Genomic DNA, 24730 nt, shown 5'->3' with positions numbered 1-24730 from the left:
CCGCCCGGTGGTGACGGTGCAGGCACCGCCACCACCGCTGCGACGGATGGTGCGTGACGGCCTCTAGAAGAGGACGTTCTTGGCGACGTCGAAGATCTTGCCCCAGATGCTGGCCGCCTCGACGCCGTCGGCGCCGTCGCCAGATCCCTTGGGCCCGATCGGGTCGCGGTCGATGGCAGGGGTCTGGAACGGCGTCCGCGGAGAGCCGGACGGAGCCGGCCTCTGCTCGCGCCGCGTAAGTGGCTGGTTCATGTTTCCCACCTTTCACCTGGTGACCGGCCGGCGGGCGGTTGCCGCCGGAGGCTTTGTGCCGCGTCTCGCTGCGGCGGTCTCAGAGTTCTTGCGAACGCTGCAGGTAACACATCTGCCGGGCAGGGCCCCACAGCTCCGCGCAGCCCGAGCGGGCCGCCTCCACACCGTGGCCGTCGCGCTGCTGCTGCGGCTCCTGCCACAGTTCGCGGCCGACCGGTGCCACCTGCAGGGGCGGCGAGGGAAGTCCGGGGGTTCTGGTCTTGTCCATGAGGGCTCCTCGGTGTGGTCCGGCGGTCAGACGCCGCCGATGAAGGTGTGGACCGGAGCGAGGCTGACCGGGAGTTCGTCGCTCACGTCGAACGTGAACAGGTACGACACCGGCGCCCGCTGGTCGTTCTCCGGGTCGAAGAAGGTCATGACGACGTCCTGGCAGTCCGAACCCGGTCGGCAGAAGGGGCTCTTGGAGACCTTGACGGTGTTCAGCGAGTAGAAGTTGTTGTGCGAGCCGGGGACGTGCTCCGCGGACAGGATGCCGTCCTGGATCTCGGCTCCGACCAGGAACGCGTTGGTGCCCGCCGCGTTCAGCGCGCGGTCGCCGGAACTCTGGCCGAGGTTGCGGAACTGCCAGTAGATCTTGTCCAGCAGAGCGCGTATGGACTTCTTGAGGAACTTGCCCTTGACGCCCTTGAACTCCTTGCGGACCCTCTCCTCGGCGGCATCCTGCTCCGCCATGGTTCCCCCGGCCTCCGCGACCTCCTTGCGCGCCTCCTGCACACGCCTCTGGACCACCGCGTCGAACACGGCATTGACCAGCAGCGTCTCGTTCCAGGTGAACAGGCCGCGGCTCTTGACCTCGACCACCGGGACGATCTGACCGGAGTACAGCCGGACCGTGCGGTCCGTGAGGACTCCGGGTACCGAGACCCGGGAGATGAAGTCGGCGTCTTCCTTGTTCTTGGCCTGGCCGAGAATGGCGTCCCGGAAGGTCCGGTACACGTAGGAGACCGGCGGGTAAGAGATGGTCTCCAGGAGTCGGGCGAGCTTGTCGGGAGCGCCCGCCGCGTCCTCCGCGGATTCCCCCACGTCCTGCGGCGACGCCTTGGGGTCCGTGATGATGGGCCGGGTCCAGTCCATGCCCACCGGCATCTCCGCCTCAAGAGCGTAGAGCGGGGTGGCGTCCATGTTGAGCGTCCAGGTCAGCTTGTCGGACGCCCACGGGTTCTTGCTCAGGTAGGCGTGCATCTGCCTGGGGTCGTAGATGTTCGGCTGGACCTCCTTCTCCGGCTGGTCCGGCGTGGCGTCCACCACGGTGTTCGGCATCTGCTGGCGGAAGCTGTCCCGGCGGGCCTCGGTCTGGAAGTCGTACCCGATGGTGCCGATCGCGTAGATCAACTGCTGTCCGGGAGTGGGGACCGAGGCGGACGGGGCGGGGGCGACGGCGGCGTTCCCGCTGGGATGCCCGCCTCCGCCCCCGCAGGTGCCACCGCATCCGGCGCACGACGGGCCGGCGCCCGTGTTCGCCGCGTAGGCGGCAGCGGGAGGGGGTGCGGCGGTCTGCGCGGCGGCCTGTACGCCAGGCTGCATCGCCGGCGCCGCCGGCCAGGAAGGGGGAGGCGCCGGCCACGACGCCGCGGACACCGCCGGCCCAGCAGCGGGAGGCGCCGGCCACGAGGCCGCGGACGCGGGCTGCCACTGCGGCATGGCGGGCCACGAGTCCGGCGGCGGGGGCACGGGAGGGGGCGTCTCGCCTGGGACCGGTGCCTGTGCCGGCGCAGCCGGTGCGGCCGCAGCCGGTGCGGAGCCGGGCTGCGCGAAACCGGGCTGCGCGAAACCGGGCTGCGCGAAACCGGGCTGCGAAGACGTGGTCTGCGGGGCGGGCGCCTGGGCTCCGGTGCCGGCAGGTGCCTGGAACGCGGCGGCGGGCATGGCCTCGCCCGGTTCCTCGGCATGGGTGTGTACGGCGTTCGTGTCCATGGCGATGGCTCTCTCCTTCGGTTCGGCGTGAATCGTCCGGGACGCGGCAAAAGCCGGGTTCTGTTCCCTGTCGATCAGGGCGAAGGCACCGGCGGCGTTCAGCCGGCCGCCGAGCAGCCTGCGGCACTCGGGCGCGTCGTCCGGGGCGCAGGGCGGGCGGATCGCGGACTCGCGTACGGCACGGCCGGCGGCGAGGGGGTCGGCCTTGCGACCCCTGGCCAACTGCCGTGCCAGCAGCAGTGCGACGACCCCGGTGACCACGGGGGTGGCGAAGCTGCTGCCGGTCATCGCAGCGAGCGTGCCGCCGGGAGCGGCGCCCTGGATGTCCTGTCCGGGCGCCAGCACACCGTTCAGCCGGTACGCGGCTCCCCGGTTGTTGATGTCGAGTGGCTCTCCGGCGGCGTCGGCCGCCCCCACGGCGAGCACGGACGGTGTGGCGGCGGGGGCCTGGAGACAGTCGCACCCGTCGTTCCCGACGGCCGCCACCACCAGCACCCCGTTCTCCTCGCACAGCCGGAGCGCCCGCGCCAGCATGCTGTCCGGCACTCCTTGCGGGGTACGCTCCCCTCCGCTGATGTTGATGACATGGGCCCCCGCCTCGACGGCCTGTTCCACGGCCCGCGCCAGGTCCAGCTGTGGCACGCGCGTGACCCGGCCGTCCGGGGACTCCCGGAACACCGGCAGCAGCAGGCCCGTGCAGCGCGGCACGAGACCGGGTGCCGGCGAACCGGGCTGCCCGAAGAGCAGGCTCGTGACATGGGTGCCGTGCAACGACATGGGGCCCGGGCCGGCCGGGTCGGACACCAGCGTGGGCAGGCGAGTGAGGTTCGCTCCCACGAAACAGGGATGTGTCACGTCCACCGGACCGTCGAGGACCGCCACGCGGACTTCGGGACTGCCGAGGACCTGTGGTTCCCCGACAACCCCACGCACCACTGACCGGATGTCCATGCTGAGCCTCCGCGCACCGATGCGGTCCGATGCGGTCCGCCAGGCGCTCTGCCGCGCCCGGCCCGAACTCAGGTGTCCCATCGGCGCGTTTCGAGACTGTGCCGCTGCTCGGTGGAAGGCGTGCGGCGGTCGTCGCGGAGGCGTTGGGGGAATGTGCCGCGACGCGTTGCAGAAACGTTAATGCAATGTGTGTGCACGGCGGGGCCGCCGGGTCCGCAACGCGCTGCCACCTCTCTCGGGTTGCAGGCGCATATGACGTCGCGCAGAGTGAAAAGCGTGTCGCAAGAAGCCCGGATCGAAATCCTGCGCCCCTTCCAAGCCACTTGTGGAGAGCGGCGCGTGACCGTCCCCACCGGGGCTCAGCGGCTGCTGGCCTACCTGTCCCTGCACCGCGAGGGAGCGCATCGGCGCTCAGCCGCCGAGCAGTTGTGGCCCGACTGCACGTATCGCCGGGCAGCCGCCAATCTGCGCACCGCGCTCTGCCAGGGCAGACGACTCGGATCGGCCCCCGCCATCGACAGCTCCGACCACATCCTCACCCTCGCGCCCTCCCTGTCGGTCGACTTCCACGACGCGTGCGACGCGGCCCATCGCCTCGCCGTCGGTGACAGCGCCGGCCCCGACGGGGACCGACTGGTGTCGGATCTCAGCCAGGTCCTGCTCCCCGGCTGGGACGACGAATGGCTGGTTCTCGAACGCGAACACTGGGACCAGCTACGGCTCTACGCCCTCGAGGCTCTCGCCCAGCGCTACCAGACCGAGGGCCGCAATCTGTCCGCGCTGCAGGCATCGCTCGCCGCCGCATCCATCGACCCGTACCGCGAGACCCCGCACCGGATCGCGGTCGAGGTGCACCTGGCCGAAGGCAACGTTGCCTGCGCGGTCAAGCGGTACCAGGAGTACCGGCGTCTGCTGCAACTGGAGTTGAAGGTTGCGCCGTCGCCCCGGCTGACCCGCCTCGTGCGTGACCTGACGCGGACGTAGGCGGGCGGTCCCTTCTGCCGGCGCCTGGGAACAGACGGTCAGCCGTCGGCCGCACCCGCACCCGCATCCGCACCCGCACCGAGGACCGGTTCGGGCGGATCGACGCGGGCGTCATGACTCAGTCCGGCCGTACGACGCCCGCCGCGCGCGCGGCCGCGAGCCACTGGGGGAACTCGCCGACGAGACGGTCGTACAGTTCGGCGTCGGAGACGCGGCGCGGGTCCTGGCCGGCGTGGAAGAAGCCGGCGTTGTCGATGATCCGTCTGCCGGGCACCGCCAGTTCGTCCAGCTTGCGGAGGAACTGGAACTGCCGGCTGTCCGGGTCGCCGAAGCCGACGAACTGCCAGAACAGCGGCAGCCGCGCGGCCTTGCAGAGATAGCGCTCGGCGGCGAGCTTGTTGATCGGGCCGCCGTCGGTCTGGAAGACGACCAGGGCGGGCGCGGTGGCGCCGCTGTCCAGGTAGTGGTCGATGACCGCGTCCATCGCCAGGTGGTAGCTGGTCTTGCCCATGTGGCCGAGCCCGGCCACGATCCGCTCGATGCGGCCCTCGTGTCCGGCGAGGGCGATGTCGGTGACCGCGTCGACGTCCGTGGAGAAGAACACGACGGGCACCCGGCCGTCGTCGTCCAGGTGCGCGGACAGGCCCAGCACCCGGTCGGCGAGCGCCTGCACACTGCCGTCCTGGTAGTACGGCCTCATCGAGCCCGAGTAGTCGACCACGAGGTAGACGGCCGCCCGCAGCCCGTCCAGACCGTGCTTGCGCAGGGACACCCCCGCCTCGCGGTAGGGCCCGACCAGCGCGGGCGCGGCCTCCTCCACCTTGCGCAGACTGATCGCGGCCACGGCTCCCCCCTCGGCTGTTCGGACGCCCGAGCGTACCCGCACGCCACAGATGCGACGACGCCTGCCCAGTCGTCCGGTCGGGGACAGGCGGGCAGGCGCCGTTCATGTTCCGTACGCCTTTGTACGGGACGTCTGTGAGGGACCTCGGGTCCCTTGTGTCAGACCGCCAGGGCGCGGTCCGTCGGGCGGATCGGGGCCGGCAGGTCGCTGGCTCCGGTCAGGAAGCGGTCGACTCCGCGGGCGGCCGAGCGGCCCTCCGCGATCGCCCACACGATGAGGGACTGGCCGCGGCCGGCGTCACCGGCGACGAACACACCCGGCACGTTGGTCTGGAAGTCGGCGTCGCGGGCGATGTTACCGCGTTCATCGAGGTCTAGACCAAACTGCTCGACCAGGCCGTTCTCCCGGTCGGTGCCGGTGAAGCCCATGGCGAGGGTGACCAGCTGGGCCGGGATCTTGCGCTCGGTGCCCGGCTTCGGGGTCAGCTTGCCGTCCACGAACTCGACCTCGGTGAGGTGCAGCCACTGGACGTTGCCGTCCTCGTCGCCCTCGAAGTGGGTGGTGGAGACCGAGTAGACGCGGTCGCCGCCCTCCTCGTGGGCGCTGGTGACCTTGTAGAGCATCGGGAAGGTCGGCCAGGGCTGGTTCGTCGGGTGCCGCTCGTCGTTCGGGCGGGGCATGATCTCCAGCTGGGTGACGGAGGCCGCGCCCTGGCGGTGGGCGGTGCCCACGCAGTCCGCGCCGGTGTCGCCGCCGCCGATCACGACGACGTGCTTGCCCTCGGCCGAGATGGGAGCCGTGACGTAGTCACCCTCCTGCACCTTGTTGGCCAGCGGCAGGTACTCCATCGCCTGGTAGATGCCCTTGAGCTCGCGGCCCGGCACCGGCAGGTCACGGGCGGTCGTGGCGCCGGCGGCGATCACGATCGCGTCGTACCGCTTCTTCAGGTCGCGGGCGTTGATGTCACGGCCGACCTCGACACCGGTGCGGAAGCGGGTGCCCTCCGCGCGCATCTGCTCGATACGGCGGTTGATGTGCCGCTTCTCCATCTTGAACTCGGGGATGCCGTACCGGAGGAGGCCTCCGATGCGGTCCGCGCGCTCGTAGACGGCGACCGTGTGACCGGCCCGGGTCAGCTGCTGGGCGGCGGCGAGACCCGCCGGGCCCGAGCCGATGACCGCGACCGTCTTGCCGGACAGGCGCTCGGGGATCTGCGGGGCGACGTCCCCGGTCTCCCACGCCTTGTCGATGATCGAGACCTCGACGTTCTTGATGGTGACCGGCGGCTGGTTGATGCCCAGCACGCACGCCGACTCACAGGGGGCCGGGCAGAGGCGACCGGTGAACTCCGGGAAGTTGTTGGTCGCGTGCAGCCGCTCCTGCGCGGCCGACCAGTCCTCGCGGTAGGCGTAGTCGTTCCACTCGGGGATCAGGTTCCCCAGCGGACAGCCGTTGTGGCAGAACGGGATGCCGCAGTCCATGCAGCGGCTGGCCTGCTTGCTGATGATCGGCAGCAGGGAGCCGGGGACGTAGACCTCGTTCCAGTCCTTGACCCGCTCGGCGACGGGGCGGGTCTTGGCGACCTCACGGCCGTGGTTCAGGAAGCCCTTCGGGTCAGCCATTGATCGCCGCCTCCATCATCTTCTCGGTGATCTCGGTCTGGGAGAGACCGGCTCGCTCGGCGGCGTCCTTGGCGGCGAGCACTGCCTTGTACGTGCTGGGGATGATCTTGCTGAACCGCTCCACGGCCGTGTCCCAGTCGGCGAGCAGCTTCTCGGCGACCGTCGAGCCGGTCTCCTCGGCGTGGCGGCGCACCACGTCGTGCAGCCACTGCTTGTCGGTCTCGTCCAGCGCCTCGACGGACCCGGCGTTGCCCGCGTTGACGTTGTCGCGGTCGAGGTCGATGACGTAGGCGATACCGCCGGACATGCCCGCCGCGAAGTTGCGGCCGGTCGGGCCGAGGACGACCGCGTGACCGCCGGTCATGTACTCGCAGCCGTGGTCGCCCACGCCCTCGGAGACGACCAGCGCGCCGGAGTTGCGGACGCAGAACCGCTCACCGGTACGGCCGCGCAGGAACAGCTCGCCACCGGTGGCGCCGTAGGCGATGGTGTTGCCCGCGATGGTCGAGTACTCGGCGAGGTGGTCGGCGGCCCGGTCCGGGCGGACGACGATCCGGCCGCCGGACAGGCCCTTGCCGACGTAGTCGTTGGCGTCGCCCTCCAGGCGCAGCGTGACACCGCGCGGCAGGAACGCGCCGAAGGACTGGCCGGCGGAGCCGGTGAAGGTGATGTCGATGGTGTCGTCGGGCAGGCCCGCACCGCCGAACTTCTTCGTCACCTCGTGGCCGAGCATGGTGCCGACCGTGCGGTTGATGTTGCGGATGGCGACCTGGGCGCGCACCGGCTGGGCCTCGGTCGCGTCGTTCGCGGCCAGGGCGTCGGCGGCGAGCTTGATCAGCTCGTTGTCCAGGGCCTTCTCCAGGCCGTGGTCCTGCTCGACGACCCGGTGACGGACGGCGCCCTCGGGCAGGTCGGGCACGTGGAACAGCGGCTCCAGGTTCAGGCCCTGCGCCTTCCAGTGGTCGACGGCGCGCTCGACGTCCAGCACCTCGGCGTGGCCGACGGCCTCCTCGATGGAGCGGAAGCCCAGCTCGGCCAGCAGCTCGCGGACCTCCTCGGCGATGAACTGGAAGAAGTTCACCACGTACTCCGCCTTGCCGGCGAAGCGGTCGCGCAGGGCCGGGTTCTGGGTGGCGATGCCGACCGGGCAGGTGTCCAGGTGGCAGACGCGCATCATCACGCAGCCGGAGACGACGAGCGGAGCGGTCGCGAAACCGAACTCCTCGGCACCGAGCAGCGCGGCGATGACCACGTCACGGCCGGTCTTCAGCTGGCCGTCGGTCTGCACCACGATCCGGTCGCGCAGGCCGTTGAGCAGCAGGGTCTGCTGGGTCTCGGCCAGGCCCAGCTCCCAGGGGCCGCCCGCGTGCTTCAGCGAGGTGAGCGGGGAGGCACCCGTACCGCCGTCGTGACCCGAGATGAGCACGACGTCCGCGTGCGCCTTGGACACACCCGCGGCGACCGTGCCGACGCCGACCTCCGACACCAGCTTCACGTGGATACGTGCCGCCGGGTTGGCGTTCTTGAGGTCGTGGATCAGCTGGGCCAGGTCCTCGATGGAGTAGATGTCGTGGTGCGGCGGCGGGGAGATCAGGCCGACGCCCGGCGTCGAGTGACGCGTCTTGGCGACCCACGGGTAGACCTTGTGACCGGGCAGCTGGCCGCCCTCACCGGGCTTGGCGCCCTGGGCCATCTTGATCTGGATGTCGTCCGCGTTGACCAGGTACTCGGAGGTCACGCCGAAGCGGCCGGAGGCCACCTGCTTGATCGCCGAGCGGCGCGCGGGGTCGTACAGACGGTCCGGGTCCTCGCCGCCCTCACCGGTGTTGGACTTGCCGCCCAGCTGGTTCATGGCGATGGCGAGGGTCTCGTGCGCCTCCTTGGAGATGGAGCCGTACGACATCGCGCCCGTCGAGAACCGCTTGACGATCTCGGAGACCGGCTCGACCTCCTCGACGGGGATCGGCTTGCGGTCCGACTTGAAGCCGAACAGGCCGCGCAGCGTCATCAGGCGCTCGGACTGCTCGTTCACGCGGGACGTGTACTTCTTGAAGATGTCGTACCGGCCGGTGCGCGTGGAGTGCTGGAGGCGGAAGACCGTCTCCGGGTCGAACAGGTGCGGCTCGCCCTCGCGGCGCCACTGGTACTCGCCGCCGATCTCCAGCGCGCGGTGCGCGGGAGCGATGCCGGAGGCCGGGTAGGCCTTGGCGTGGCGGGCGGCGACCTCCTGGGCGATGACGTCGATGCCGACGCCGCCGATCTTGGTGGCGGTGCCGTTGAAGTACTTCTCCACGAAGGCCTCGTCCAGGCCGACGGCCTCGAAGACCTGGGCGCCGCGGTAGGAGGCGACGGTGGAGATGCCCATCTTGGACATGACCTTCAGAACGCCCTTGCCGAGGGCGTAGATCAGGTTCTTGATGGCCTGCTCGGGCTCCAGACCGTCGATGAAGGTGCCCGCGCGCAGCAGGTCCTCCACCGACTCCATCGCCAGGTACGGGTTGACGGCGGCGGCGCCGTAGCCGATGAGCAGGGCGACGTGGTGGACCTCGCGGACGTCACCGGCCTCGACCAGCAGGCCCACGTGGGTGCGCTGCTTGGTGCGGATGAGGTGGTGGTGGACGGCCGCGGTGAGCAGCAGCGACGGGATCGGCGCGTGCTCGGCGTCGGAGTGGCGGTCCGACAGGACGATCAGGCGGGCGCCGTTCTCGATCGCCGCGTCGGCCTCGGCGCAGATCTCCTCGATGCGCGCGGCGAGGGCGTCACCGCCGCCGGAGACCCGGTACAGGCCGGACAGGGTCGCGGCCTTGAAGCCGGGCATGTCGCCGTCGGCGTTGATGTGGATGAGCTTGGCCAGCTCGTCGTTGTCGATGACCGGGAAGGGCAGCACGACGGACCGGCAGGAGGCAGCGGTCGGGTCGAGCAGGTTGCCCTGCGGGCCCAGCGAGGAGCGCAGGGAGGTGACCAGCTCCTCGCGGATCGCGTCCAGCGGCGGGTTGGTGACCTGCGCGAACAGCTGGGTGAAGTAGTCGAAGAGCAGCCGCGGGCGCTCGGACAGGGCCGCGATCGGCGAGTCCGTGCCCATGGAGCCGATCGGCTCGGCGCCGGTGCGGGCCATCGGGGCGAGGATGACGCGCAGCTCCTCCTCGGTGTAGCCGAAGGTCTGCTGGCGGCGGGTGACCGAGGCGTGCGTGTGCACGATGTGCTCGCGCTCGGGCAGGTCGGACAGCTCGATCTCGCCGGCCTCCAGCCACTCCGCGTACGGCTTCTCCGCGGCGAGCTGGGCCTTGATCTCGTCGTCCTCGATGATGCGGTGCTCGGCGGTGTCGACCAGGAACATCCTGCCGGGCTGCAGGCGGCCCTTGCGGACGACCTTGGCCGGGTCGATGTCGAGGACGCCGACCTCGGAGCCGAGGACGACGAGGCCGTCGTCGGTCACCCAGTAGCGGCCGGGGCGCAGACCGTTGCGGTCGAGCACGGCGCCGACCTGGGTGCCGTCGGTGAAGGTGACACAGGCGGGGCCGTCCCAGGGCTCCATCATCGTGGAGTGGAACTGGTAGAAGGCGCGCCGGGCCGGGTCCATGGAGTCGTGGTTCTCCCACGCCTCCGGGATCATCATCAGCACGGAGTGCGGCAGCGAACGGCCGCCGAGGTGCAGCAGCTCCAGGACCTCGTCGAAGGAGGCGGAGTCGGAGGCGTCGGGCGTGCAGATCGGGAAGATCCGGTCGAGCTTCTCGCTGCCGAAGAGGTCGGAGACGAGCTGCGACTCGCGGGCGACCATCCAGTTGCGGTTGCCCTTGACGGTGTTGATCTCACCGTTGTGCGCGACGAAGCGGTACGGGTGCGCGAGCGGCCACGACGGGAAGGTGTTCGTGGAGAACCGGGAGTGCACGAGCGCGATCGCGGAGGCGAAGCGGCGGTCGGACAGGTCCGGGAAGAAGGGCTCCAGCTGGCCGGTGGTCAGCATGCCCTTGTAGACGATCGTCCGGGCGGACAGGGAGGGGAAGTAGACCCCTGCCTCGCGCTCGGCGCGCTTGCGCAGCACGAACGCCTTGCGGTCCAGCGCGATGCCCTCGCTGGCGCCGTCGGTCACGAAGATCTGCCGGAAGGCCGGCATGGTGGAGCGCGCGGTGGCGCCCAGCAGCTCGGGGGCGACCGGGACCTCGCGCCAGCCGAGGACGGTCAGCCCCTCCTCGCCGGCGATCGTCTCGATACGTGAGACGGCGTCCTCGGTGCCCTCCTCCGGCAGGAACGCGATGCCTACCGCGTAGGCACCGGCCGCGGGAAGGTCGAATCCGGCCACTTCGCGAAGGAAGGCATCCGGCACCTGGGAGAGGATGCCCGCGCCGTCACCCGAGTCGGGCTCGGAGCCGGTGGCGCCACGGTGCTCCAGGTTGCGCAGGACCGTGAGGGCCTGCTCGACCAGGGTGTGGGACGCCTCGCCGGTGAGGGTGGCGACGAAACCGACGCCGCACGCGTCGTGTTCGTTGCGGGGGTCGTACATACCCTGCGCAGCAGGGCGAGCATCCATGAACGACCAGTTCTGGCCGTTCTCGGAGTGCTGGGACGGCTGGCGCGGCGTACGCATCGGCTCTCCCGTCGTCGTCATGTGGCATGTGGCAGGTGCCGAGGGACGACGTTGGCCCTCTGCGTGAGATCTGCTAGGAGATCAAAATTTCGTGCAGGTTACATGATGGAGCGGTTCTCGGGAACCGGATACACCGTTCCAGCATGCGGACGCCGCAGGGTGCGCGGGCGGGGGTGGCGCGCAACTCCGTGGCGAGAAGTATGAGGGACCAAATCAGGACAGATCAATGCCTGTCGGTCCGGAATTCGAGGCGGGCGTCATCGCTCGCCCCGAAGGGTGCGGCAGGCGTCATTGCCCACAGCGCTTACGGCTCATGCCCGGTGGTTAAGGACTCGAAACCAGCGAGTAACGGGTACTTATGCGGCCCATCGCATAGGTACCGGTCGCGCTATCCTACGGCCGTTCCGAACAACGTGCCCAGGGCGTACGTCACACCGGCCGCCGCACCGCCGAGCGCCAGCTGCCGCAGCCCGCTGAACCACCAGGTCCGCGCGGTCACCTTGGCCACGACGGCACCGCAGGCGAAGAGTCCGGCCAGGGCGAGCAGCACGGCGGGCCACAGCGCGCTGGCACCGAGCAGGTAGGGCAGGACGGGCAGCAGGGCGCCGAGGGCGAACGCGCCGAAGGACGACACGGCGGCGACCAGCGGCGAGGGCAGATCGCCGGGGTCGATGCCCAGCTCCTCGCGGGCGTGGATCTCCAGGGCCTGCTCGGGGTCCTTGGACAGCTGCCGGGCGACCTGCCGGGCCAGCTCGGGCTCGACCCCGCGCGCCACGTACAGCGCGGCCAGCTCGTTCTCCTCGTCCTGCGGGTGCCGGCGCAGCTCGCGGCGCTCGACGTCGAGTTCGGCCTCGACGAGTTCCCGCTGGGAGGCGACGGAGGTGTACTCGCCGGCCGCCATGGAGAAGGCGCCCGCGGCGAGTCCCGCGAGGCCGGTGAGGACGATGGTCTGCTGACTCACGGATCCGCCGGCCACGCCCGTCATCAGGGCGAGGTTGGAGACCAGGCCGTCCATCGCGCCGAACACGGCGGGCCGCAGCCACCCCCCGTTCACATCCCGGTGGGTGTGGTTGTCGCGGTGCGCCTCGTGCAGCGCGGCCTCGGTTTCGATGATGGCCATGCGGGCCCCCCAGGGAAGCTTAGCCAAAGCTAACTTTGGACGAGTTCTACTTTTCGACATCACCGAACTTACGCCTTTCCCTCCCTCGGCGCCAGCAAGGAAAGGCTGGGCTAACCTGCACTTTTCCTTACAGACGCTCACATGTGCGATGGGCAGCTCACATGCCGAGCGGGTGACAGAAGGGAGCCTCGCGCTCGCCCGGCCACCTCCCGTGGGACACATCCGCAAAGGGTCCCCCGCGACCCCGCCGAAGGAGGCCGTCCATGGCATCGATCGCCTGCACTCCCCCGGTCCCGGCACCCGAGGACGCCACCGCCGGACTCCGTGAGCGGGCCCGCGGTGCGCTGCTCGGCCTGGCCGTCGGGGACGCGCTCGGGGCGCCGGCGGAGAACCTGAAGCCCTCCGAGATCCGCGCCCGCTGGGGCCGGATCACCGGGTACGTGACCGAGCACCCCCACGGCACGGACGACACCGAGTACGCGATCTTCTCCGGGCTGCTGCTGGCCCGGCACGGCTCGGCGCTCACCCCGGCGGACGTGGAGGCGGCCTGGCACGAGTGGATCGCCGACCGGGCCGAGGGCCCTTTCCGCGGCGCCGGCTTCAGCGAGCGCGGCACGCTGGAGAACCTCCGCCGCGGCCTGGCCGCCCCCATCTCGGCCCAGCACCGGCACGCCTGGAGCGACGGCCTCGCCATGCGGGCGGCGCCCTTCGGCGTCTTCGCGGCCGGACGCCCCGCCGAGGCGGCCCGGCTGGTGGCCATCGACGGCTCGGTCAGCCACGAGGGCGAGGGCATCTACGGCGGCCAGGCGGTCGCGGCCGGTGTGGCGGCGGCGATGACCGGAGCCACGGTTCCGGTGGTGATCGCCGCCGCCCTCGCGGTCGTACCGGACGACTCCTGGACGGCCCGCTCCCTGCGGCGTGCGGTGGCGGTCGCCCACCGCGGCGAACGCGCGGTCCGCTCCGCCGTCGTCATCGGCGGCTACCCGTGGACCGACCTGGCCCCCGAAGCGGTCGCCCTCGCCTTCGGCGCGTACGCGGCGGCCGACGGCGACTTCCGGGAGGCGGTCCTGACAGCCGTCAACATGGGCCGCGACGCGGACACCACGGCTGCGGTGGCAGGCGCCCTCTCCGGCGCGACCCTCGGCCCCTCCGCGATCCCCGCCGCCTGGGCCTCCGCCATCGGCCCGGCCCGGGGGCGCTGCCTGCCGTCGATGGCCGGCCATCACGTACTGGAGGTGGCGGAACTGCTGGTGGGGGCGGCGGAGGGGGAGACCGGAGAGGCGGCGACGGCAACCGGCCCCGTCCCACCCCTGCCGGCCACCACCCAGCCGACCGCCCCCCTCACACCCCTGCCGACCGCGACCCCACCCACGGAACTCCCCCCGCCGACCGCCCCCCTCGCACCCCTGCCCGCCGCCACCCCACCCACCGAACTCCCCCCACCCCCGGCCCCCGCCTCCCAGCCCACCGACCCCCGGGCGGGGCACCCGGGGTCCAGGGAGCGGAGCCCGCTGGTCGGGGCCGGCAACGCGGGGCAGCAGGACAGTGAGGGTCGGGTATGAGCGCGCGCCGTATCGAGGGGCTCCTCCTCGGCCTCGCCGCAGGAGACGCCGCCGGCTGGCCCGCGGCACGCCACCGCGCCGCCCGTATGCCCGAGTGGACCCGCCGCCTCACCCGGGAACTGGACACCTTCGCCGAGCAGAACGCCACCACCACCCTGCCGGTGCCGATCGCCCTCAACCAGCCCCCCGAACCCCTCCGCCTCGGCCCCTCCGACGACGCCGAGTGGGCGGCGTTCGCCGCGGAGGCGGTCCTCAGGGCCGGCGACGACGACGTCCTCGGCGACCTCAGCCGAGCCCGCCGTATGCGCGCCGCCATCGACCTCACCTGGACCGCCGTGGCCTCCGAGGTCGCCGCCGCCGCGGACCGCGCCCCGGAGATCGAGTCCGCCGTACTGCCCCTGCGCGCCCGCATCTCCGTCCGCGCCGGCCTCGGCAACCTCGCCGCCGGGCTGCGCCCGCCCGCCACCGGCCACGACAACCCGCACTACTTCGACGACGCGGCCTGCGTCCGCGCCTGCGTCCTCGCCGTGGCGCACCCCGGCGACCCGCAACAGGCGGCCGCGCTCGCCGAGTTCGACGCCCGCTACACCCAGGACGGCGACGGCGTGCACGGCGCCCGCGCCATGGCGGCGGCCCTCTCCCTCGCCCTCGCCGACGCGGAGACCGACACCTGCGTGACCGCCGCCCTCGCCGAGCTGCCCGCGGACACGGAGATCGGCCGCAACACCCGGCACGCCCTCGCCCTGGCCGAGGACAGCGAGTCCGCCTTCGCCCTCGTGCCCCTCCTGGAACACCAGATCGTCGACCACGTCTACAGCTACGGCATCGCCGCCGCCGAGACCGTCCCCGTCGCGCTCGCCCTGGCCACCGCCGCCCGGGGCCGCATCGCCGAGGCGGTACCGGCCGCCGCCTGCCTGTCCCGGGTCGCCGACTCCGCCCCCGCCCTGGCGGGCGCCCTCACCGGTGCCCTCGGCGGCGGTGCGGCCGTCCCGCAGACCTGGCGGGACGCCTGCCGTGTCCTGCCCGGCTGCACCCTGCCCCGCCTCACCGGCACCGACCTGGTGGAACTCGCCGGACTCCTGGAAGCCGCACAACCGGCCCGCCCAGGAGGATGATTCGGGGCATGGCACCCGAAGCACCAACAGAAGCCCGATCTCCCGAAAAACTCGAACAGAACACCTCGTACACCCTCGCCGACCGCATCACCGCCGCCCTGGTCGGAGCCGCCGTCGGCGACGCCCTCGGCGGTCCCGTCGAGGGCTACTCCCCCGAGCAGATCGCCGAGCGCCACGGCGGTCGCGTGCGCGGCGTCGTCGGCCCCTGGCACGGCGACGCCTGGCGCACCGCCCGCCCCCTCGCGCCGTACCACAAGGGCGACGGCCACGTCACCGACGACACCCTGATGACGCACGCGCTGATCCGGGTCTACGACCGCGTCCGCGACCACCTCGACGCGTACGCGATCGCCGACCACCTGGTCCCGGACCTGATGACCGCGCCCCGCTGGATCCCCGAACTGGAGGCCGAGGCCCTGCCCCTGCACCGGCTCTTCCTCGCCGAGAAGTGGCTGGTGGCCCGGCTCGCCTACGGCCACACCGACCCCCGGGAGGCGGGCGTCGGCAACATCGTCAACTGCGGCGCCGCGATGTACATGGCCCCGGTCGGCCTGGTCAACGCGGCCAACCCGGCCGGTGCCTACGCCGAGGCGCTGGACATCGCGGGCGCGCACCAGTCGTCGTACGGCCGTGAGGCGGCCGGGGTCCTCGCCGCCGCGGTAGCTGCCGCGACCGCCCCCGGCGCGACCCCGGACTCGGTGGTGGCCGCCTGTCTGTCCCTGGCCAAGGACGGCACCCGCACGGCGATCGAGAAGGTCTGCGAAGTCGCCGCCCGCCACCGGGACTTCGAGTCGGCGCTCGGCCCGCTGCGCGCGGCGGTGGCCCCGTACGACACCGTCGGTCCGGACTACCGCGCCCCCTCCCTCGCCGCCCGCCGCCCCTCCCGGCTGCACTCCGTCGAGGAACTCCCCGTCGCCCTGGGCATGCTGGTCGTCTCCGGCGGCGACTACCGCCACGCCGTGCTCGGCTCGGTCAACTACGGCCGCGACTGCGACTCGATCGCGACGATGGCCGGTGCCCTCGCGGGCGCGCTCGGCTCGCCGGCACCACAGGAATGGGCGAAGACGGTATCCGACGCCAGCCGCCTGGACCTGTGGGCGCCGGCCCGGACGCTCACCGAGGTCACCCGCGAGATCTTCGACCGGGACGTGTGCCGCCGGCGCGCCCATGAGGAGGCGTTCACCGCGCTCGGAGGCCGGCCGTGCTCCGACTGACCTGGGTCCAGCCGGAGGACCTGCTGGGCCATGAACTGCGCCAGGCCCGCCTGGACGGGCGCGAGCCGGCGGCGATCGAGGCGCGCTGGCGGGCGGCGGGCGGCCCGGAGGCCCCGGAGCGGGCGGGCGCGTCCGCGCCCCGGGCGTCCCGCTATCTGCGGCTGCTGGCCGAGGACCTGCTGGACGAACTCGCCGACCTGCCCAGCCGTTTCGCCGAGGAGGAGCCGACGGACCTCGGCCGCATCAAGTCCCTGTGCCCGCACTGGCCCACCGGGCGGTCCGCCGCCGCACCGGACCCCCGCGCCCTGGAAGCCGCCTGGCTCGGCCGGGCCATCGGCTGTCTCCTCGGCAAGCCCGTCGAGAAGCTGCCCCTGGACGGCATCCGCGCCCTGGCCCGGGCCGCCGGCAACTGGCCGCTGTCCGGCTACTTCACCGCGCGGGGCGTCCCCCGGGAGCTGCTGGAGACCCACCCCTGGAACCGCCGCTCCGCCGCCACCTCCCTCGCCGAGAACATCGACGGCATGCCCGAGGACGACGACCTCAACTACCCCCTGCTCAACCTCCTCCTGCTCCAGCGGCACGGCAGGGACTTCACCACCGACGACGTCGCCCGGCTCTGGCTCGAAGAACTCCCGCCCGGCCGCACCTTCACCGCCGAGCGCGTCGCGTACCGCAATCTCCTCACCGGTATCGAGCCCCCGCACACGGCCCGCCACCGCAACCCGTTCCGTGAGTGGATCGGCGCCCTGATCCGCGCGGACATGCACGGCTGGAGCAACCCCGGCGACCCGGCCGCCGCCGCCGAACAGGCCCACCGCGACGCCGTCCTCACCCACACCGCCAACGGCGTCTACGCGGCGATGTTCACGGCCGCCACCATCGCCGCGGCCGCCACCGGCACCCAGGACGTCCACGCCTGCCTGCGCACCGGCCGCACGGTGGTCCCGTCCCGCTCACGGCTGGCGAAGGCGATCGACCACGCCGTCCACCTGGCCACGACGACCGGTGACTTCGACGACGTCGTGGACAGACTCCACTCCCTCTACGCGCCCGGCCACCACTGGGTCCACGCCGTCCCCAACACCGCGCTGACCGTCGCCGCCCTCACCCACGCCGACGGCGACTTCACCGGCTCGATCCGCCGTGCCGTCTCGGGCGGCTGGGACACCGACTCCAACGGCGCGACCGCCGGCAGCATCGCGGGCCTCCTCGCCGGCGCCCCTGGCGCGCTCCCCGACCGCTGGCGGACACCGCTGAAGAACCGGCTCGCCACCACCGTCGCCGACTTCGACGGCACCGGCTTCGACACCCTCGCCCACCTCACCCACCTGGAGGCGATCCGCCCATGACCCATATCGCCGTCCTCGGCAGCACCAACATGGACCTCGTCACCTACGTCGCCAAGGCCCCGCAGCGCGGGGAGACCGTGACGGGACGGGAGTTCCGTACGATCCCCGGCGGCAAGGGCGCCAACCAGGCGATCGCCGCGGCCCGCGCCGGCGCCACCGTCTCGATGATCGGCGCGGTCGGCAACGACGCCTACGGCGCGCGGCTGCGCGACACCCTCGAACACTCCGGCGTGGACACCGACTTCCTGCGCACCGTGGAGGGCCCGTCCGGCACCGCGCACATCGTGGTGGACGACGAGGGCGGCAACGCGATCGTCGTCATCCCCGGCGCCAACGGCACCGTCGACCACCTCTCCCCCGGCGACGAGGGGGTGATCGCCACCGCCGACGCCCTGCTGCTGCAACTGGAGATCCCGCTGGCCGCCGTCGTCGCGGGCGCGGAGGCGGCCCGCCGGCACGGCGTCCGTACGGTCCTCACCCCCGCCCCGGCCCAGCCGCTTCCCCCCGAACTCCTGCGCGCCACCGACCTGCTGGTGCCGAACGAGTACGAGGCCGTCACCCTCACCGGCCGCCCCGACCCGCGCGAGGCGGCGACCGCCCTGCTGGACCAGGTGCCGGAGGTCGTCGTCACCCTGGGCGCCACGGGCTGCCTGTACCTGGCCCGGGGCACCGAACCGCTCGTGGTCCCCGCGCCCCAGGTGACCGCCGTGGACTCCACGGGCGCGGGCGACACCTTCGTGGGCGCGCTCGCCGTGGCCCTCGCCGAGGAGAAACCGGTACGGGAGGCCCTGTCCTGGGCGGCCGCCGCGGCGGCGATCTCCGTCCAGCGCGAAGGCGCGTCGGCGTCGATGCCGTACCGCCCGGAGATCGAGGCCCAGTACAGCGCATGAGTACGACGACACGGACACCCCCCGCTCTGGACGGCCTGCGCGTGCTGGACCTGGCGACGCTCTTCGCCGGGCCGATGGCCGCCACCCTGCTCGGTGACTTCGGTGCCGAGGTGATCAAGGTCGAGCATCCCCGCCGGCCCGACCCCTCCCGGGGCCACGGCCCGGCCAAGGACGGCGTCGGCCTGTGGTGGAAGGTGCTCGGCCGCAACAAGCGCGCCCTCACCCTCGACCTGTCCACGCCCGGCGGCCGTACGACCCTGCTGCGGCTCGCCGCCACCGCCGACGTGGTGATCGAGAACTTCCGCCCCGGCACTCTGGAGAAATGGGACCTGGGCTGGGCCGAGCTGTCCGCGGCCAACCCCCGGCTGGTGCTCGCCCGGGTCACCGCCTTCGGCCAGTTCGGCCCGTACGCCCGCCGCCCCGGCTTCGGCACCCTCGCCGAGGCGATGAGCGGCTTCGCCGCGGTCACCGGCGAACCGGACGCGCCCCCGACGCTGCCGCCGTTCGGCCTCGCCGACTCGATCGCGGGCCTGGCGACCGCGTACGCCGTGCTGACCGCACTGGCGGCGCGCGAGCGCACCGGCACCGGGCAGGTGGTCGACATGGCGATCATCGAACCGATCCTGTCCGTCCTCGGCCCGCACCCCACCTGGTACGACCAGCTCGGCTACGTCCAGGAGCGCACCGGGAACCGGTCCGCGAACAACGCCCCGCGCAACACCTACCGCACCGCCGACGGCTCCTGGATCGCCGTCTCCACCTCCGCGCAGTCGGTCGCCGAGCGGGTGCTCCGGCTGGTGGGCCGCCCGGAGCTGACCGAGGAGCCGTGGTTCGCCACCGGCACGGGCCGGGCCGCCCACGCCGACGTCCTGGACGAGGCGGTCGGCTCCTGGATCGCCGGCCGCACCCGCGCCGAGGTGCTCGCCGCCTTCGAGAAGGCGGAGGCCGCGGCGGCGCCGGTCCAGGACGTCCGGGACGTGCTGGCCGACCCCCAGTACCAGGCCCTGGACACGGTCACCACCGTGGACGACCCGGAGCTGGGCCCGCTGCGCATGCAGAACGTCCTGTTCCGCCTCTCCGCCACGCCCGGCGCCATCCGCTGGGCCGGCCGTCCGCACGGCGCCGACACGGATGCCGTGCTCACCGAACTGGGCCTCGCCCCGGCCGACATCGCGGCCCTGCGCGCGGAGGGTGCCCTGTGACCGGCTTCCCGCTCACCTGGCTCTACGCCCCCGGCGACCGCCCGCACGTCGTCGCCAAGGCCCTGGCGGCGGGCGCCGACGTGGTGGTGGTCGACCTGGAGGACGCGGTCGCCCCGGACCGCAAGGAGTACGCCCGCGCGGCCACCGCGGAACTCCTCTCGGAGCCCCAGCCGGTTCCGGTGCACGTCCGCGTCAACGCCCCGGACACCCCGTGGGCCGCCGCCGACCTCACCGCCCTGGCCAGCCTGCCGGGGCTGTCCGGCCTACGGCTCCCGAAGGTGACGACCCCGGACCAGGTACGGCAGGTCGCCGTGGCCACCCCGGTCCCCCTCTACGCGCTGCTGGAGTCGGCCCTCGGCGTCGAGCACGCCTACGCCATCGCCACCGCCCACCCCGCCCTGCGGGGCATCGCCCTGGGCGAGGCGGACCTCCGGGCCGACCTGGGGGTACGGGCCGACGCGGGCCTGGACTGGCCGCGCTCCCGGGTGATCGTCGCCGCGCGTGCGGCGGGGCTGGCGCCACCGTCCCAGACCGTCCATCCGGACATCCGCGACCTCGACGGTCTGTCCGCCTCCTGCGCCCACGGCCGCGCCCTCGGTTTCCTGGGCCGCGCCGCCATCCATCCCCGCCAGCTGCCGGTGATCGAGCGGGCCTATCTGCCCACGGCGGCGGAGATCGAACACGCGGAGACGGTCATCAAGGCGGCATCGGCCGACGAGGGCGCCCAGGCCCTCCCGGACGGCCGCTTCATCGACGCGGCGGTGGTGGCCATGGCCCGGCGCACACTGTCGCTCGTCGGCAGAGGTTAGTTCCCCTCCGCCCGACGCACACCGAGGGCGCCCGGCCGTTTCCCTGTGCGGCTACCGCCGCGCGGCCGGGCGCCCTCGGTGTCATGGAACCGGCGGTCAGCTCTTCTTGGCCGACTCCGCCTCGTCCTTCGGCGACTCCTCGGGGTCCCCGGCTTTCTCCTCGCCCTCGGCAACGGCCCGCGTACCCTCGGCCGGACCGTCGGAGACACTGTCCGCCGAACCGCCGGAGGCACCTGGCTCCACCACGGCTTCCCGGCCCGGCCGCTTCCTCGCCGACACGACGAGGTACGTCACCGCGAGCAGGAACACGACCAGCGCGGTCCAGACGTTGAGGCGCACGCCGAGGATGTGGTGGGCGTCGTCCACCCGCATGTACTCGATCCAGCCGCGGCCCGCGCAGTACGCGGCGACGTACAGGGCGAACGCCCGGCCATGACCCAGCTTGAAGCGGCGGTCCGCCCAGATGACCAGCAGGCCGACGCCGACGCACCACAGGGACTCGTAGAGGAAGGTCGGGTGGTAGTAGCCCGGGACCCGGCCGCCCTCGGAGGAGGTGATGTGCAGCGCCCAGGGCAGATGCGTCTCGCGGCCGTACAACTCCTGGTTGAACCAGTTGCCCCAGCGGCCGATGGCCTGCGCGAACGCGATGCCGGGCGCGACGGCGTCGGCGTACGCGGGCATGGGCACGCCCCGGCGCCGCGCGCCGATCCACGCGCCGAGCGCGCCGAGGGCGATCGCGCCCCAGATGCCCAGGCCGCCCTCCCACACCTTGAAGGCGTCCACCCAGTCACGGCCCTCGCTGAAGTACAGCTCGTAGTCCGTGATCACGTGGTAGAGCCGGCCGCCGACCAGGCCGAACGGCACGGCCCAGACGGCGATGTCGGCGACTGTGCCGGACTGCCCACCACGGGCGATCCAGCGCTTGTTGCCGAGCCAGACGGCGACGAAGACGCCGATGATGATGCAGAAGGCGTAGGCGCGCAGCGGGATGGGGCCGAGGTACTGCACCCCGTGCGACGGGCTGGGGATATAGGCAAGGTTCATGGCAGGTCCGACGCTACCGTGCCGGGCCGTGGGGACGGCAAGCAGCCCGGCTACGGGTCCATAACGGGGGCGTGAGAAACGCTTACCCTCGGTCGGCGGCCTCCACCATCTGCTTGAGCTTGGCCGGGGTCATCGTCCGGTCCTGGTAGATGTTCTTGCCGCCGAACACGACCGTCGGCGTGCTGTTGTAACCGGCGGTCGCCATGGCCTTGTGGGACTTGTCCACCCAGCTGTCGTGGGTGCCGTCCTTGACACATCTGCGGAAGGCGGGCGTGTCCAGCCCCTTCACCTTGCCGGCCAGCTCGATCAGCTTGTCGTTGTCCGCGAAGGCGTCGTCGGCCTCCTGGGGCTGGTTCGCGTACAGCACGTCGTGGTAGTCGCGGAACTTTCCGGCGTCCTGGGCGCACGCCGCGGCGTTGGCGGCGCGCAGCGAGCCGCTGCCGCCGAGGTTGCCGTCGATGAGCCGGACCAGGTGGTACTCGATTCTGAGCTTGCCGGCGTCGGCCAGCTCATGGAGTGTCGGGCGGTACGCCACCTCGAAGGCCTGGCAGGCCGGGCAGCGGAAGTCCTCCCAGACGGTGAGCGTCGACTTGGCACCGTCCTTGCCGACCGGGATGGCAAGGCTGTCCTTGCCCTGCGCGCCCGAGGGTGCCACGGCCGGGCCGGCGCTGCTCTCCTTGTCCTTGCTGTCCTTGCCGGCGTTCGCGGCGAGCACGCCGATCACCGCCGCGAGGCCCAGGACGCAGACGACGCTCGCGCCCACGATCAGCGCACGCCGTCGCTTCTCCGCGGCCTTCTGCTTCTCGCGCTCGACCGCCAGCCGCTCCCGGGCGGTGCGCTTTCCGTCACGGTTCTTCTCGCTCACACCCCCAGAACGAACCGGGGAGGCGCAGCGCGCCTCCCCGGCCCGAGGTCCACCCGTTCGAGTGACCGAATCATCCGAAACGGGACATTCGCAGACGGTGACGCCCGTCCGCTCGACCTGTCACGCCTGTCCGCGCACGCCCTTCGCCAGTTCCCCGGCCAGCTCGCGGACCGCCGCGACACCGGAGGCGTGGTCCGGTGCGTCCAGCATCCGCTTCACGAACGCCGAACCGACGATCACGCCGTCGGCGAAGCCGGCGACCTCGGCGGCCTGGGCCTGGTTGGAGACGCCGAGTCCGACGCAGACGGGCAGTCCGGTGCCCGTGCCGCGGGTGCGCCGGACCAGGTCCTGGGCCTGCTCGCCGACCGACTCACGGGTGCCGGTGACGCCCATCAGCGAGGCCGCGTAGACGAAGCCGCTGCCCGCCGCGGTGATCTCGGCGAGCCGCTCGTCCTTGCTGCTCGGCGCCACGACGAAGACCGTCGCCAGGCCGTGCTTCTCGGCGTGCTCCCGCCACAGCGCCGACTCCTGCACCGGCAGGTCGGGCAGGATGCAGCCCGCGCCGCCCGCCTCGGCCAGCTCGGCGGTGAAGCGCTCGACGCCGTAGCGGTCGATGGGGTTCCAGTAGGTCATGACGAGCACCGGCTTCCCGGTGGCCTCGTACGCCTCCCGGACCGTACGCATGACGTCGGCGATCTTCACACCGCCCCGCAGAGCGATGTCGTCGGCGGTCTGGATGACCGGGCCGTCGAGGACCGGGTCGCTGTGCGGCAGGCCCACCTCGACGATGTCGGCGCCGCCGTCCAAGACGGCCTTGATCGCGTCGATGCCGCCGTCCACGGTGGGGAAGCCGGCCGGGAGGTAGGCGATGAGCGCCGAGCGTCCCTCGGACTTGGCGGCGGCGAGGGTGTCGGTCAGCAGCTGGATGGTCCCGCTCACTTGGCGTCCCCCTCGATCTCGGCGGTGTCGGCTGCGTTGGCGGCCACCTCGGCGTCGGTGTCGTACAGGCCGAAGTAGCGGGCGGCGGTGTCCATGTCCTTGTCGCCGCGGCCGGACAGGTTGACGACGATCAGGCCGTCCTTGCCCAGCTCCCTGCCGACCTCCAGGGCGCCGGCCAGCGCGTGGGCGCTCTCGATGGCCGGGATGATGCCCTCGGTCCGCGACAGCAGGCGCAGGGCCTGCATGGCGGCGTCGTCGGTGACCGCGCGGTACTCGGCGCGACCGCTGTCCTTGAGGTAGGAGTGCTCGGGGCCGATCCCCGGGTAGTCCAGACCGGCCGAGATCGAGTACGGCTCGGTGATCTGGCCCTCGTCGTCCTGCAGGACGTACGACCGGGAGCCGTGCAGGATGCCGGGCTCGCCGGCGGTGAGGGTGGCCGCGTGCTCGCCGGTCTCGACGCCGTGACCGGCGGGCTCGCAGCCGATGAGGCGGACGTCCGTGTCGGGGATGAAGGCGTGGAAGAGGCCGATGGCGTTGGAGCCGCCGCCGACGCAGGCGATGGCGGCGTCCGGGAGGCGGCCGGCGCGCTCCAGGAGCTGGCGGCGGGCCTCGACGCCGATGACCCGGTGGAAGTCGCGGACCATGGCCGGGAAGGGGTGCGGGCCGGCGACCGTACCGAACAGGTAGTGGGTGTGGTCGACGTTGGCGACCCAGTCCCGGAACGCCTCGTTGATGGCGTCCTTGAGGGTGCGGCTGCCGGACTTCACGGCGACCACCTCGGCGCCGAGCATGCGCATCCGGGCGACGTTGAGGGCCTGGCGCCGGGTGTCGACCTCGCCCATGTAGATGGTGCAGTCGAGGCCGAACAGCGCGCAGGCGGTGGCCGTCGCGACCCCGTGCTGGCCCGCGCCGGTCTCGGCGATGACCCGCGTCTTGCCCATGCGCTTGGTGAGCAGGGCCTGGCCGAGCACGTTGTTGATCTTGTGGGAGCCGGTGTGGTTGAGGTCCTCGCGCTTGAGGAACACGCGGGCGCCGCCCGCCTCCGCGGCGAAACGGGGGACTTCGGTCAGCGCCGACGGGCGGCCGGTGTAGTTCACCAGCAGGTCGTCGAGCTCGCGGGCGAACTCGGGGTCGTTCTTGGCCTTGTCGTACTCGACGGCGACCTCGTCCACGGCGGCGACGAGGGCCTCCGGGATGAACTTGCCGCCGAACGCGCCGAAGTAGCCCTCGGCGCTGGGGATGTGACCCTCGGGGTCAGGGATGAAGTAGTCGCTGGGCATGCGGAAACCTCACGGTGAGTGGTCTTGGGAGAACTAATCGCCGTGGGGGCTCGGGTTGTCTGTCGGCTGCCGGCCGAGCGTGGCGTGTCGCGCGCACGCGGCGGCAGCCGCTGGTCGGACGGAGGCCCG

General features: G+C 72.2%; 18 protein-coding genes and 1 pseudogene. 8 read left to right on the top strand and 11 right to left on the bottom strand.

The window, feature by feature from the left end:
* Window positions 1-63 precede the first annotated feature (63 nt).
* The 3 genes from ACZ4U1_RS29150 to ACZ4U1_RS29140 form a co-directional block, all read right to left on the bottom strand.
* On the bottom strand, window positions 64-252 hold the full coding sequence (locus ACZ4U1_RS29150) for a hypothetical protein (RefSeq protein WP_467907132.1): 189 nt from the start codon (window positions 250-252) through the stop codon (window positions 64-66).
* A 79-nt stretch (window positions 253-331) separates the two neighbouring features.
* A complete protein-coding gene (locus ACZ4U1_RS29145; protein ID WP_467907131.1) occupies window positions 332-520 on the bottom strand; it encodes a hypothetical protein in 189 nt (62 codons plus the stop codon).
* 26 nt (window positions 521-546) lie between these two features.
* Window positions 547-3177, bottom strand: a complete 2631-nt coding sequence (locus ACZ4U1_RS29140) for a cyanobactin maturation protease PatG family protein (RefSeq protein ID WP_467907130.1) — start codon at window positions 3175-3177, stop codon at window positions 547-549.
* A gap of 339 nt (window positions 3178-3516) precedes the next feature.
* Between ACZ4U1_RS29140 and ACZ4U1_RS29135 the strand changes: the two genes are divergently transcribed.
* Window positions 3517-4161 carry an AfsR/SARP family transcriptional regulator gene (locus ACZ4U1_RS29135; protein ID WP_467907129.1) on the top strand — a complete coding sequence of 215 codons (645 nt, stop codon included), beginning with the start codon at window positions 3517-3519 and terminating at the stop codon, window positions 4159-4161.
* Window positions 4162-4279: 118 nt separating this feature from the next.
* Here the strand turns inward: ACZ4U1_RS29135 and ACZ4U1_RS29130 are convergent, their stop codons facing one another.
* The 4 genes from ACZ4U1_RS29130 to ACZ4U1_RS29115 all read right to left on the bottom strand — a co-directional run bounded on the left by ACZ4U1_RS29130 (window position 4280) and on the right by ACZ4U1_RS29115 (window position 12332).
* Window positions 4280-5005: a VWA domain-containing protein gene (locus ACZ4U1_RS29130; protein WP_467907128.1), complete on the bottom strand. Its 726-nt coding sequence runs from the start codon at window positions 5003-5005 to the stop codon at window positions 4280-4282.
* A gap of 158 nt (window positions 5006-5163) precedes the next feature.
* The gene (locus ACZ4U1_RS29125; RefSeq protein WP_467907127.1) at window positions 5164-6627 is read right to left on the bottom strand and encodes a glutamate synthase subunit beta; all 1464 of its coding nucleotides are present in this window, start codon (window positions 6625-6627) and stop codon (window positions 5164-5166) included.
* Window positions 6620-11128 carry a glutamate synthase large subunit gene (gene gltB / locus ACZ4U1_RS29120; protein ID WP_467907319.1) on the bottom strand — a complete coding sequence of 1503 codons (4509 nt, stop codon included), beginning with the start codon at window positions 11126-11128 and terminating at the stop codon, window positions 6620-6622. Before gltB ends, ACZ4U1_RS29125 begins: the two co-directional genes overlap by 8 nt.
* A 472-nt stretch (window positions 11129-11600) precedes the next feature.
* Complete coding sequence (locus tag ACZ4U1_RS29115) at window positions 11601-12332, bottom strand: VIT1/CCC1 transporter family protein (protein WP_467907126.1); 732 nt, start codon at window positions 12330-12332, stop codon at window positions 11601-11603.
* Between the two features lie 263 nt (window positions 12333-12595).
* Here ACZ4U1_RS29115 and ACZ4U1_RS29110 point away from each other — a divergent pair.
* The 7 genes and pseudogenes from ACZ4U1_RS29110 to ACZ4U1_RS29080 form a co-directional block, all read left to right on the top strand.
* Window positions 12596-13759: pseudogene (locus tag ACZ4U1_RS29110) on the top strand (ADP-ribosylglycohydrolase family protein); the annotation flags it as partial.
* A 131-nt stretch (window positions 13760-13890) separates the two neighbouring features.
* Window positions 13891-15009 carry an ADP-ribosylglycohydrolase family protein gene (locus tag ACZ4U1_RS29105; RefSeq protein ID WP_467907125.1) on the top strand — a complete coding sequence of 373 codons (1119 nt, stop codon included), beginning with the start codon at window positions 13891-13893 and terminating at the stop codon, window positions 15007-15009.
* Between the two features lie 8 nt (window positions 15010-15017).
* Window positions 15018-16223, top strand: coding sequence for an ADP-ribosylglycohydrolase family protein (locus ACZ4U1_RS29100; RefSeq protein WP_467907124.1), 1206 nt, complete (start codon window positions 15018-15020; stop codon window positions 16221-16223).
* Window positions 16211-17572, top strand: a complete 1362-nt coding sequence (locus ACZ4U1_RS29095; RefSeq protein ID WP_467907123.1) for an ADP-ribosylglycohydrolase family protein — start codon at window positions 16211-16213, stop codon at window positions 17570-17572. Before ACZ4U1_RS29100 ends, ACZ4U1_RS29095 begins: the two co-directional genes overlap by 13 nt.
* Complete coding sequence (gene rbsK / locus ACZ4U1_RS29090; RefSeq protein WP_467907122.1) at window positions 17569-18462, top strand: ribokinase; 894 nt, start codon at window positions 17569-17571, stop codon at window positions 18460-18462. The genes ACZ4U1_RS29095 and rbsK overlap by 4 nt, the downstream gene beginning before the upstream one ends.
* Window positions 18459-19664 (top strand): CaiB/BaiF CoA transferase family protein, encoded by a 1206-nt coding sequence (locus ACZ4U1_RS29085; protein ID WP_467907121.1) that lies wholly within the window; start codon window positions 18459-18461, stop codon window positions 19662-19664. The genes rbsK and ACZ4U1_RS29085 overlap by 4 nt, the downstream gene beginning before the upstream one ends.
* Window positions 19661-20473 carry an HpcH/HpaI aldolase/citrate lyase family protein gene (locus ACZ4U1_RS29080; RefSeq protein ID WP_467907120.1) on the top strand — a complete coding sequence of 271 codons (813 nt, stop codon included), beginning with the start codon at window positions 19661-19663 and terminating at the stop codon, window positions 20471-20473. The genes ACZ4U1_RS29085 and ACZ4U1_RS29080 overlap by 4 nt, the downstream gene beginning before the upstream one ends.
* 96 nt (window positions 20474-20569) lie before the next feature.
* Here the strand turns inward: ACZ4U1_RS29080 and lgt are convergent, their stop codons facing one another.
* The 4 genes from lgt to trpB all read right to left on the bottom strand — a co-directional run bounded on the left by lgt (window position 20570) and on the right by trpB (window position 24601).
* Window positions 20570-21517, bottom strand: coding sequence for a prolipoprotein diacylglyceryl transferase (gene lgt / locus ACZ4U1_RS29075; RefSeq protein ID WP_467907119.1), 948 nt, complete (start codon window positions 21515-21517; stop codon window positions 20570-20572).
* 82 nt (window positions 21518-21599) lie between these two features.
* Window positions 21600-22382 (bottom strand): DsbA family protein, encoded by a 783-nt coding sequence (locus ACZ4U1_RS29070; RefSeq protein ID WP_467907118.1) that lies wholly within the window; start codon window positions 22380-22382, stop codon window positions 21600-21602.
* Between the two features lie 120 nt (window positions 22383-22502).
* The gene (gene trpA / locus ACZ4U1_RS29065) at window positions 22503-23321 is read right to left on the bottom strand and encodes a tryptophan synthase subunit alpha (protein ID WP_467907117.1); all 819 of its coding nucleotides are present in this window, start codon (window positions 23319-23321) and stop codon (window positions 22503-22505) included.
* Window positions 23318-24601, bottom strand: a complete 1284-nt coding sequence (trpB, locus tag ACZ4U1_RS29060) for a tryptophan synthase subunit beta (protein ID WP_467907116.1) — start codon at window positions 24599-24601, stop codon at window positions 23318-23320. The genes trpA and trpB overlap by 4 nt, the downstream gene beginning before the upstream one ends.
* Between the last annotated feature and the right edge of the window lie 129 nt (window positions 24602-24730).

This window comes from Streptomyces sp. NPDC028928, assembly GCF_055564915.1.
The sequence above is the reverse complement of the archived record's forward strand: the minus strand, read 5'-3'. Positions and strand labels throughout refer to the sequence as shown.

Coding starts and splice junctions, on each gene's coding strand:
- ACZ4U1_RS29150 (WP_467907132.1), bottom strand. CDS start 252: ATGAACCAGCCACTTACGCGGCGCGAGCAGAGGCCGGCTCCGTCCGGC.
- ACZ4U1_RS29145 (WP_467907131.1), bottom strand. CDS start 520: ATGGACAAGACCAGAACCCCCGGACTTCCCTCGCCGCCCCTGCAGGTG.
- ACZ4U1_RS29140 (WP_467907130.1), bottom strand. CDS start 3,177: ATGGACATCCGGTCAGTGGTGCGTGGGGTTGTCGGGGAACCACAGGTC.
- ACZ4U1_RS29125 (WP_467907127.1), bottom strand. CDS start 6,627: ATGGCTGACCCGAAGGGCTTCCTGAACCACGGCCGTGAGGTCGCCAAG.
- gltB (WP_467907319.1), bottom strand. CDS start 11,128: ATGTACGACCCCCGCAACGAACACGACGCGTGCGGCGTCGGTTTCGTC.
- ACZ4U1_RS29115 (WP_467907126.1), bottom strand. CDS start 12,332: ATGGCCATCATCGAAACCGAGGCCGCGCTGCACGAGGCGCACCGCGAC.
- ACZ4U1_RS29105 (WP_467907125.1), top strand. CDS start 13,891: ATGAGCGCGCGCCGTATCGAGGGGCTCCTCCTCGGCCTCGCCGCAGGA.
- ACZ4U1_RS29100 (WP_467907124.1), top strand. CDS start 15,018: ATGGCACCCGAAGCACCAACAGAAGCCCGATCTCCCGAAAAACTCGAA.
- rbsK (WP_467907122.1), top strand. CDS start 17,569: ATGACCCATATCGCCGTCCTCGGCAGCACCAACATGGACCTCGTCACC.
- ACZ4U1_RS29085 (WP_467907121.1), top strand. CDS start 18,459: ATGAGTACGACGACACGGACACCCCCCGCTCTGGACGGCCTGCGCGTG.
- lgt (WP_467907119.1), bottom strand. CDS start 21,517: ATGAACCTTGCCTATATCCCCAGCCCGTCGCACGGGGTGCAGTACCTC.
- trpB (WP_467907116.1), bottom strand. CDS start 24,601: ATGCCCAGCGACTACTTCATCCCTGACCCCGAGGGTCACATCCCCAGC.